General features: G+C 69.3%; 10 protein-coding genes and 1 pseudogene. All 11 read right to left on the bottom strand.

The genetic code is table 11. The annotated features are described in order from the left end of the window. Positions 1-844 (bottom strand): DEAD/DEAH box helicase (locus ACFW2E_RS34215; RefSeq protein WP_384472032.1); only part of this gene is annotated, 844 nt, incomplete at its 3' end. A gap of 97 nt (positions 845-941) precedes the next feature. Continuing rightward, entirely contained in the window at positions 942-1895 is a 954-nt protein-coding gene (gene tatC / locus ACFW2E_RS34210) for a twin-arginine translocase subunit TatC (RefSeq protein WP_384472029.1), read from the bottom strand. A gap of 47 nt (positions 1896-1942) precedes the next feature. Beyond that, positions 1943-2221 carry a Sec-independent protein translocase subunit TatA gene (gene tatA / locus ACFW2E_RS34205; protein ID WP_384472026.1) on the bottom strand — a complete coding sequence of 93 codons (279 nt, stop codon included), beginning with the start codon at positions 2219-2221 and terminating at the stop codon, positions 1943-1945. A gap of 285 nt (positions 2222-2506) precedes the next feature. Further along, positions 2507-2701: a hypothetical protein gene (locus ACFW2E_RS34200; protein WP_384472024.1), complete on the bottom strand. Its 195-nt coding sequence runs from the start codon at positions 2699-2701 to the stop codon at positions 2507-2509. Positions 2702-2722: 21 nt separating this feature from the next. Next, on the bottom strand, positions 2723-3016 hold the full coding sequence (locus ACFW2E_RS34195) for a hypothetical protein (protein ID WP_384472021.1): 294 nt from the start codon (positions 3014-3016) through the stop codon (positions 2723-2725). Positions 3017-3171: 155 nt separating this feature from the next. After that, positions 3172-4176 (bottom strand): helix-turn-helix transcriptional regulator, encoded by a 1005-nt coding sequence (locus ACFW2E_RS34190; RefSeq protein WP_384472018.1) that lies wholly within the window; start codon positions 4174-4176, stop codon positions 3172-3174. 19 nt (positions 4177-4195) lie between these two features. Then, positions 4196-5149, bottom strand: coding sequence for a helix-turn-helix transcriptional regulator (locus tag ACFW2E_RS34185; RefSeq protein WP_384472015.1), 954 nt, complete (start codon positions 5147-5149; stop codon positions 4196-4198). Between the two features lie 130 nt (positions 5150-5279). Then, the gene (locus ACFW2E_RS34180) at positions 5280-5651 is read right to left on the bottom strand and encodes an FKBP-type peptidyl-prolyl cis-trans isomerase (protein WP_384472012.1); all 372 of its coding nucleotides are present in this window, start codon (positions 5649-5651) and stop codon (positions 5280-5282) included. Positions 5652-5742: 91 nt separating this feature from the next. Beyond that, positions 5743-6747 (bottom strand): FKBP-type peptidyl-prolyl cis-trans isomerase, encoded by a 1005-nt coding sequence (locus ACFW2E_RS34175; protein WP_384472009.1) that lies wholly within the window; start codon positions 6745-6747, stop codon positions 5743-5745. A 143-nt stretch (positions 6748-6890) separates the two neighbouring features. Beyond that, positions 6891-8252, bottom strand: a complete 1362-nt coding sequence (gene pafA / locus ACFW2E_RS34170; RefSeq protein WP_263206865.1) for a Pup--protein ligase — start codon at positions 8250-8252, stop codon at positions 6891-6893. Between the two features lie 9 nt (positions 8253-8261). Then, a pseudogene (locus tag ACFW2E_RS34165) lies at positions 8262-8582 on the bottom strand (MFS transporter); the annotation flags it as partial. Positions 8583-8653 lie beyond the last annotated feature (71 nt).

The raw sequence follows: 8653 nt of genomic DNA, 5'->3' as shown, positions 1-8653 counted from the left end.
CGGCCTCGCGCAGGGCACGGCCGCGTGTGCGGTCGTGGAACGCCGGCCGCGTGCCCACCATCGGGGCCAGCCGGGCGAGGTCGGGGTTGACGGCCTTCTTGTGGCCCTCGCCCTCCTCGAACAGGTCGTACATCCGGCGTCCGGCGAGCACGTGCTGGAACAGCGGCACGGGCCGGTGCTCGGAGACGATCACCTCGGTGTCGCCGCGGACGGTGTCCAGCCAGTCGCCGAACTCCTCGGCGTTGGACACGGTCGCGGACAGTGACACCAGGGTCACCGACTCGGGGAGGTGGATGATCACTTCCTCCCAGACGGCGCCGCGGAAGCGGTCGGAGAGGTAGTGGACCTCGTCCATGACCACATGGCCGAGGCCGAGGAGGGTCTGGGAGCCGGCGTAGAGCATGTTCCGCAGCACCTCGGTGGTCATCACGACCACGGGGGCGCCGGAGTTGACGCTGTTGTCACCGGTGAGGAGGCCCACCATGCCGTTGCCGTAGCGGCGGCACAGGTCGGCGTACTTCTGGTTCGACAGCGCCTTGATGGGTGTCGTGTAGAAGCACTTCTTGCCCTGCATGAGGGCGAGGTGCACGGCGAACTCGCCGACGATCGTCTTGCCGGAGCCGGTGGGGGCGGCCACCAGCACGCCCTTCCCCGCCTCGAGCGCCTGGCAGGCCTCGATCTGGAAGGGGTCGAGGCCGAAGTCGTACATCTCGCGGAAGGACGCGAGCGCGGTGGCCTGCTCGGCTGCCCGCCTGCGGGCGGCCGCGTACCGCTCGGCCGGGGAGAGATCCTCTGTCATCGTGCTTTCGAGCGTACCGGGCCGCACTGACAACAGGACGATCATTATCCGGAACGTGGGACGGACGACAACATCGGAAGACACAAGGAGGTGCCTGCGCCCCAGGGGACACAGGCACCTCCCGACGGTGTGACCGCCTCGGTCAGGTCACGTCGTCGTAGCCGTTGACCCGGTCCGTGCTCGTCTGCTCGGGCAGGGCCCGGCCGGCGGAGACGGTCTCGACCTCGCCGATGTCCTCGGGGGTGAGGTCCAGGTCGGATGCTTCGTCGTCGTCGGGGCCCTCGGCCTCGCGGCGACGCTTGCGGCGGTCGTTGGCCAGGGAGAACAGCACCGCGCCGAAGTAGAGCACCCAGATCGGTCCGGAGAGAGCCAGCATCGAGAGGGGGTCGGTGCTGGGCGTGGCGACGGCCGCGAAGACTGTGATGCCGAGGATCATGCCGCGCCACCAGCCGAGCATGCGCTTACCGGTGAGCACCCCGGTGAGATTGAGCATCACCAGCAGCAACGGCAGCTCGAAGGAGAGCCCGAAGACGATCACCATGCGGGTGACGAGCTGGAGCAGGTCGTCGAGCGGCAGCAGGTTGTCCACGCCCTTCGGCGTGAAGTTGATGAGCACCTTCGCGGTGGTGGGCATCACCTTGTACGCGAAGAACGCGCCGCCGATGAAGAGCGGTGCGCCGGTGAACACGAAGCCGTAGGCGTACTTCTTCTCGTGGCGGTGCAGTCCGGGGGCGACGAACGCCCACAGCTGGTACAGCCAGATCGGGGAGGCGAACACGACGCCGGCCATCAGCGAGACCTGGAGCGCAAGGTTGAAGGGGGCGAGCAGACCGTTGATGGTGATCCGCGCGCACTTCTGCCCGCCGTCGTGGCCCGACCTGACCAGTTCCTCGAAGGACTTGCCACAACCGACAGAGTCGAGGACCGGCTTGGTCAGGAAGTTGATGATGTCGTTATAGAAGAAGGCGGCGACGACCGTCACGACGACGATGGCCAGCAACGCCTTCGCGAGCCGGTTGCGGAGCTCACGAAGGTGATCCGCGAGAGGCATCCGCCCCTCGGGATCCTTCTCCTCTTTGCGGGCAGACTTAAGCAACCCACGTCCTCATCTCGTGCGGCGGGCCGGGAACTACCGGCCCTGCGTCAGCGCTGGGTGGTGTCCGTCGGCTCGTTGACCGGCCGCGAGCTGGTCACGTCGCCGGGGGCCGCCTGGATGGTGCGCTGGGCCGGGGGCTGCTCATTGGAAGCGGGTGCCTGCGCGGAGGCGTTTCCTTCTTCCTTCATCGCCTTGGCCTCGCTCTTGAGGATGCGGGCGGACTTGCCCAGCGAGCGCGCCATGTCCGGAAGCTTCTTCGCGCCGAACAGCAGGATGATGACGACGAGGATGAGAATGATCTCGGGGGCTCCGAGCCTTCCGAACATAAGTCTTTACCTTCTCACCGAGGCGGCTGGGGTGGGGGTGCTGTCCGATCGGTCGGACATGCGTCCGAGTGATCGTGCTGACAGCGATCGTAACGCTCAGGGGTAAACGTCAGGCAATCCCCGTGCGTACTCCCGGTCAGCGGTGCGGGCCTCGTTATCCGCGCCGCGACCAGCAGCGTACCTGCCGAGACGGGCAGCATGACAGGGCGAAGTGACGCAAAACGCTTCCGGCACGCTACTCACAGGGGTTCCACGGTGGTCGTCACAGGGGTTCCACGGTGGTCGTCACAGCGAGTCCGCGGCACGGGCCGCGCTCACGGCGGACCGCTCCAGATCCTCGGCCGCCCGGTTGATCCGGCGCGCGGATTCCGCGACCTGTGCTCCCAGGCGCCGCGCCTCCAGGAAGACCCGGACGGCGAGCACACCCAGGACGGCGAGACCCAGGAAACCCACGGCTACCGCGAACATCGGCCAGAACATGACGCCGAGCCTATCCCCAAGTCAGACCGTGGAATGCAGCCGCAGCGTGCTGACCCCGCCCCCGGTGAGCAGCTCGACGATGCGTTCGCCCGCGGGCTTGCGAACGAAGACCCCGCACTCGGGGCAGGTGAAGGAGTAGAAGGTCGTCCGGCTCGAGGCGCCGATGGCGAGCCGCAGGGCGTTCGCGGAGAGTTCGAAGCGGCCCCGGCAGTCCGGGCAGCCGGCCCGGAACACCACGGGGACCACTCTCTTCATCCCCGCGAACGCCGCCGCGACCGTCATTTCCCTCGCACCGGACACCGGAGACTCACTCAAAGCCCTCGCTCCTCTTCTCCTGGTCGTTCGCCCGCGGGGCACCACGGCCGGTGTGACCGGACGACCGCGCTCGGCCCCTGACGGCCTCGTGCGCCCGCCCCACGACACCGGCGCGCCCCCGGGGCTCGCTCCCGCCCGTCGTGGCCGCCGCGCAGCTAGCGGGCACCCCGCGCCGCCTCGATCCCGTCGTACGCGGCCAGCGCCTCGCGGGCCGCCTCGCGCGCGCTGTCGGCGAGCTCGGGCGGCGAGACGATCCGGCCGTCCCGGCCCAGGCGCAGTGCCAGCCGTCTGAGCGAGGCCGGATCGGGGGTGCGCAGAGTAATACGCAGTCCGCCGTCGGGAAGCTCATCCGCGCTGTCGTGGGGGTAGTACTCCGCGACCCAGCGGCCGCCGGGGCCGACCTCGACCACGACCTCCGGGTCCTCGGCGGCCGGCTGCACCAGCCCCTCCGACAGGTCCCGCAGCTCGACCTCCGGCGGCGCGGACGGTTCGTCGAGGATCCTGATCTCGGCGACCCGGTCGAGCCGGAAGGTGCGGCGCGCCTCGGAACGGCGACACCAGGCCTCCACATAGGTGTGCCCGACGCTGACCAGGCGGATGGGGTCGATCTCGCGCTCGGTGACCTCGTCGCGGGCGGGCGAGTAGTAGCGGATCCACAGCCGGCGGCGCTCCGAGATCGCCCGGTCGACGTCGGCGAAGACACCACCCTCGGACTCGAACGTCACCGACAGGCGAGAGCTGGCGCCCGCCGCCTCACCGGCCGCCGTCTCCACCTTGGCCGTCGCCCTCAGCAGGGCCTGCCGGTCGCCCTCCCGCAGGCCCGGCAGGGTGGACACGGCGCGGGCCGCGACCAGCAACGCCGTGGCCTCGTCGGCGGCCAGCCTGAGCGGCTCGGCGGCCTCCGCCCCGAGGGCGGCGGGGTTGTGCCACCAGATGCGCTCGCCGTCGGTGTCGATGTCGAGCAGATCGCCGCCGCGGAAGCTGGTGCCGCACATCGGCAGCACGTCGAGGTCGGAGACCAGCTCGTCCTCGGTGATGCCGAAGGCGCGCGCCACGTCCTCGACCCGGGCGCCGGGGCGCTCCCGCAGATAGGTCACCAGGGAGAGCATCCGCCGGGTCTGGTCGATGGCGTTCACGGGCCTGACCGGTTTGCCTGCCACTGTCTTGCTCCGCTCCCCCTCAGCCCTTGGCCACTGCACGCAGCCGGTCCACCACGTCCGCGCGTAGCTCGGCCGGTTCCAGGACCACCACGTCCGGCCCGAACTCCACCAGCCAGGCGTCCAGGCCGTGCCCGTACGGAATCTCCAACTCGTCCCATCCGTCGCCGAGTTCCCGCACCGAGGTGGCCTTCGCCCGCAGGGGGTACCCCGCGCCCGAACGCAGCCGGATCAGCGCCGAGCGGTCGGCGATCTCACCCGCCCAGCTCGCGACGGTCTCACGCACGGTGACCACGTCGGGCACCGGGGCGGTGAAGCCGGTGCCCCGGGACCGCACCTTCCCGGTGATCCGGGACAGCCGGAAGACGCGCTCGGCGCCCCGGTCGCGGTCCCAGCCCGCCAGGTACCAGTGGCCGCGCCAGCACTCGAGGGCCCACGGCTCCACGTGCCGGGTCGCGGGGTGGGCGGCGGTGGCCTTGCGGTAGTCGAAGATCACCGGGCGGCGGTCGCGGCAGGCCAGCATCAGCGGTTCGAAGGCCGCCTCGTGCACCGGGATGCGCGGCTCCAGGGCGCCGTGGACCTCGTACGGGTCGACATCCTCGGGCAGTCCGGCCGCGCGCAGCTTCTGCAGGGCGCCGCTGGCCGCGCCGGCGAGCCGGGCCTGCTGCCAGACCTTGGCGGCCAGGCCCAGGGCGGCGGCCTCCTCGGCGTCCAGTGTGATCGGCGGGAGGCGGTTGCTGTCGCGGCGGGCCAGGTAGCCGACCTCGCCGTCCAGGTTCTCGACGGTCTCGATCACCAGACCGAGCTCACGCAGGTCGTCCTTGTCCCGCTCGAACATGCGGTTGAAGGAGTCGTCGCTGCCCGCTTCCAGATAGGCCTCGATCGACTCACGCAGCTCACGCTTGCTGAGCGGCCGCCGCGTCCCCAGCAGGCACAGCGCCAGGTTCATCAGCCGCTCGGCCTTGGCAATGGCCATCGACGCCCTTCGCCTTCCCTATGGTGCTTACGATCGATGACCGTACCGCTCCGACGTGGCACGGTAAAAGCCGAGGGCCCATGCCCGGACAGGCATGGGCCCCAGATGATCGACTCCGATCGCGCGACGATCAGACCCCGAGCAGGTCCACGACGAAGATCAGCGTCTCGCCGGGCTGGATCGCCGGCGTCGGGCTCTGGTTGCCGTAGGCGAGGTGGGCCGGGATGGTCAGCTGGCGACGGCCGCCGACCTTCATGCCCTGCACGCCCTGGTCCCAGCCCTTGATGACGCGGCCCGCGCCCAGCGGGAAGCGGAACGGAGTGCCCCGGTTCCAGCTGGCGTCGAACTCCTCGCCGGTGCTGAAGGCGACACCCACGTAGTGCACGGTGACGGTCTGACCCGCCTGCGCGACCTCGCCGTCACCCTCCCAGATGTCCTTGATCTCGAGGTCCGCCGGGGGCTCGCCGCCCGGGAAGTCGATCTCGGGCTTGTCGATGCTCACTTCTGGCTCCTGCTTGTGTACGACACGGAACGCGGACAGTCTTTCATCCCCACCGGGATGTGCCCGCGCCGACGGGCGGACACCGGCGGTGCTACATCGCGGCGAGGATGTCCACCGAGAACACCAGCGTGGACCCCTTCTTGACGACACCGCCGCTTGGCGGGTTGTCGCCGTACGCCAGGCCCGGGGGCACCACGACCATGACCCTGCTGCCCACCTTCTTGCCGGTCAGACCGTCCGAGAGCCCCCTGACGACCTGCTTCATCTGCTCCAGCGAGAACTGGCTCAGCCGACCCGAGTCGTATGTCTGCTGGAACGTCTTGCCGCCGTCCCAGACCACGCCCTTGAACTGGCACAGGATCGTCTGGTCCGCCTTGAGCTCGGCCCCGTTCCCCTCCAGGACATAGGTCGACACCAGCCTCTGCGGCGCGGCCGTCTTGGGGACGTCGATCGAGGGAGCCTTGCCGTCCGTGTTGGTGCCCACCTTCGGCAGCGCCGCGTCGTTCTGCGGGACCGGCGTGCCGTGGGACGAGCTCTTCGAGTTGAACGAGTCCAGCACGTCGATCACGAAGACCAGCGTGTCCGTGCCCTTGATGCCCGCCTGCGAGTTGCCGGACTCGCCGTAGCCCCACTTCGGCGGCACCGCCATCTCGACCCGGCTGCCCACCTTCTTGCCCGCGAGGCCGTACCGCCAGCCGTCGATGACACTGCCCTGCGCGAGCTGGATGACGATCGGGCGGTTGCGGTCGTAGGAGTTGTCGAAGACCTTCCCCGTGGCCCAGATCTGGCCCAGGTAGTTCGCCTGGACGAAGTCGTTCTCCGCGATCGTGCGGCCGTTGCCCGCGATCACCGTCTTCACCGCGAGATTCGGCGACGGCTCCCCCGGCCCCTTGGCGACCGTCGGCTTCTCGTCGAACTTCGTGCCCGCCGTGATGGCCGGCAGCGGACCGTCCACGATCTTCGGGGGTGGCGCGGACGAGGCCGAGGCCGATGGCGACGCACTCGCCTTGCTGGAGTCGGACTTGTCGTCACCGCATCCGGCGATCGTGACCAGTCCTGCGGGAACGGCGGCAAGCAGAAGTGAGCGTCGGCGCACGGTCGGGCCTCGTAATCGGTCGATCTTGTTGATGGCGTGCGCGCAACTCTACGGCGTGACAGGGGCGCCGTACGGGAAACGTACGGCGCCCGTGTGGCGCTCCGGCACTGTTGTGCGGAAACGCTCCGCTCAGCCCGTGCCGATCACATTCCGGCGATCAGCTTCTCCACCCGGTCGTCCACCGAACGGAACGGGTCCTTGCACAACACCGTGCGCTGTGCCTGGTCGTTCAGTTTCAGATGCACCCAGTCCACCGTGAAGTCCCGGCGCTGTTCCTGCGCACGGCGGATGAAATCACCGCGCAACCGGGCCCTGGTGGTCTGCGGCGGCACCGACTTGCCCTCGAAGATCTTCAAGTCGTTGCAGATCCGGGCGGCTTGGCCCCTTTTCTCCAGCAGGTAGTACAGGCCTCGACGACGGTGGATGTCGTGGTACGCGAGGTCTATCTGCGCGACCCGAGGATGCGACATCGTCATGTTGTGCTTGGCCCGGTACCGCTCGATGAGCTTGTACTTCATCACCCAGTCGATCTCGGTGCCGATGCGGTCGAGGTCCTCGGACTCGATCGCGTCCAGCGTGCGGCCCCACAGCTCCAGGACCTGCTCGACCGTGCCGGTACGGATGCCCCGGCGCTCGCAGAAGTCCACGGCCTTCTCGTAGTACTCGCGCTGCACCTCCAGGGCGGAGGCCTCGCGGCCGCTGGCCAGGCGCACCTTGCGCCGGCCGGTGATGTCATGGCTGACCTCGCGGATCGCCCGGATGGGGTTCTCCAGGGTCAGGTCCCGCATCACCGTGCCCGCCTCGATCATGCGCAGCACCAGGTCCGTCGCGCCGACCTTCAGCAGCATCGTCGTCTCGGACATGTTCGAGTCGCCCACGATGACGTGCAGCCGGCGGTAGCGCTCCGCGTCCGCGTGCGGTTCGTCCCGCGTGTTGATGATCGGCCGGGAACGCGTCGTCGCCGAGGAGACGCCCTCCCAGATGTGCTCCGCCCGCTGGCTCACGCAGTACACCGCACCGCGCGGCGTCTGCAGCACCTTGCCCGCGCCGCACAGCAGCTGCCGGGTCACCAGGAACGGGATGAGGATGTCCGCGAGCCGGGAGAACTCCCCGTGCCGCGCGACCAGATAGTTCTCGTGGCAACCGTAGGAGTTGCCCGCCGAGTCCGTGTTGTTCTTGAAGAGGTAGACGTCGCCCGCGATTCCCTCCTCGTGCAGGCGTCGTTCCGCGTCCACCAGAAGCCCTTCGAGAATGCGCTCTCCGGCCTTGTCGTGGGTGACCAGTTCGATCACATTGTCACATTCGGGTGTCGCGTATTCCGGATGTGACCCCACGTCGAGATAGAGCCGGGCGCCGTTCCGCAGAAAGACATTGCTGCTACGACCCCATGACACGACACGGCGGAAGAGGTACCGCGCCACCTCGTCAGGCGACAGACGGCGCTGTCCCCTGAACGTGCACGTGACGCCGTACTCGTTCTCCAGCCCGAAAATGCGGCGGTCCATGACTGAACATTACGCCCGATCCCCTGAGCTGAAACGGGGTTCGGCAGCACGATTTGGATCAGTTTCCGATGAAGCCGCAACCACCGCGCCCCCGGCGGGAGCTGCGAGGACCCGTCCCGTGGCCAGCAGGACCAGCAATGCCACGGCCCCCGCCACCCCCGGCACGGCGAAGCCCCACAGCGCACCACCCGCCTGGACCACCGGGCCCGCCAGGCCCGTTCCCACCGAGGCGCCCACCGTGAACGTCGTCACAAGCCAGGAGAACGCCTCGGTGACCGTGCCGCTCGGCGCGTGCCGGGCGACGAGCACGAAGGCACAGGCCAGGGGGGGGGGGCGCGCGGAGCCCCGCGCCCCCCCCCCCCCGCCCCCCCCCCCCCCCCCCCCGCGCCCCCACCCCCGGG

The sequence above is a fragment of the Streptomyces sp. NPDC058964 genome (assembly GCF_042741275.1).
Lineage (GTDB): Bacteria > Actinomycetota > Actinomycetes > Streptomycetales > Streptomycetaceae > Streptomyces.
This window is presented reverse-complemented; position numbering and strand designations above follow the sequence as displayed.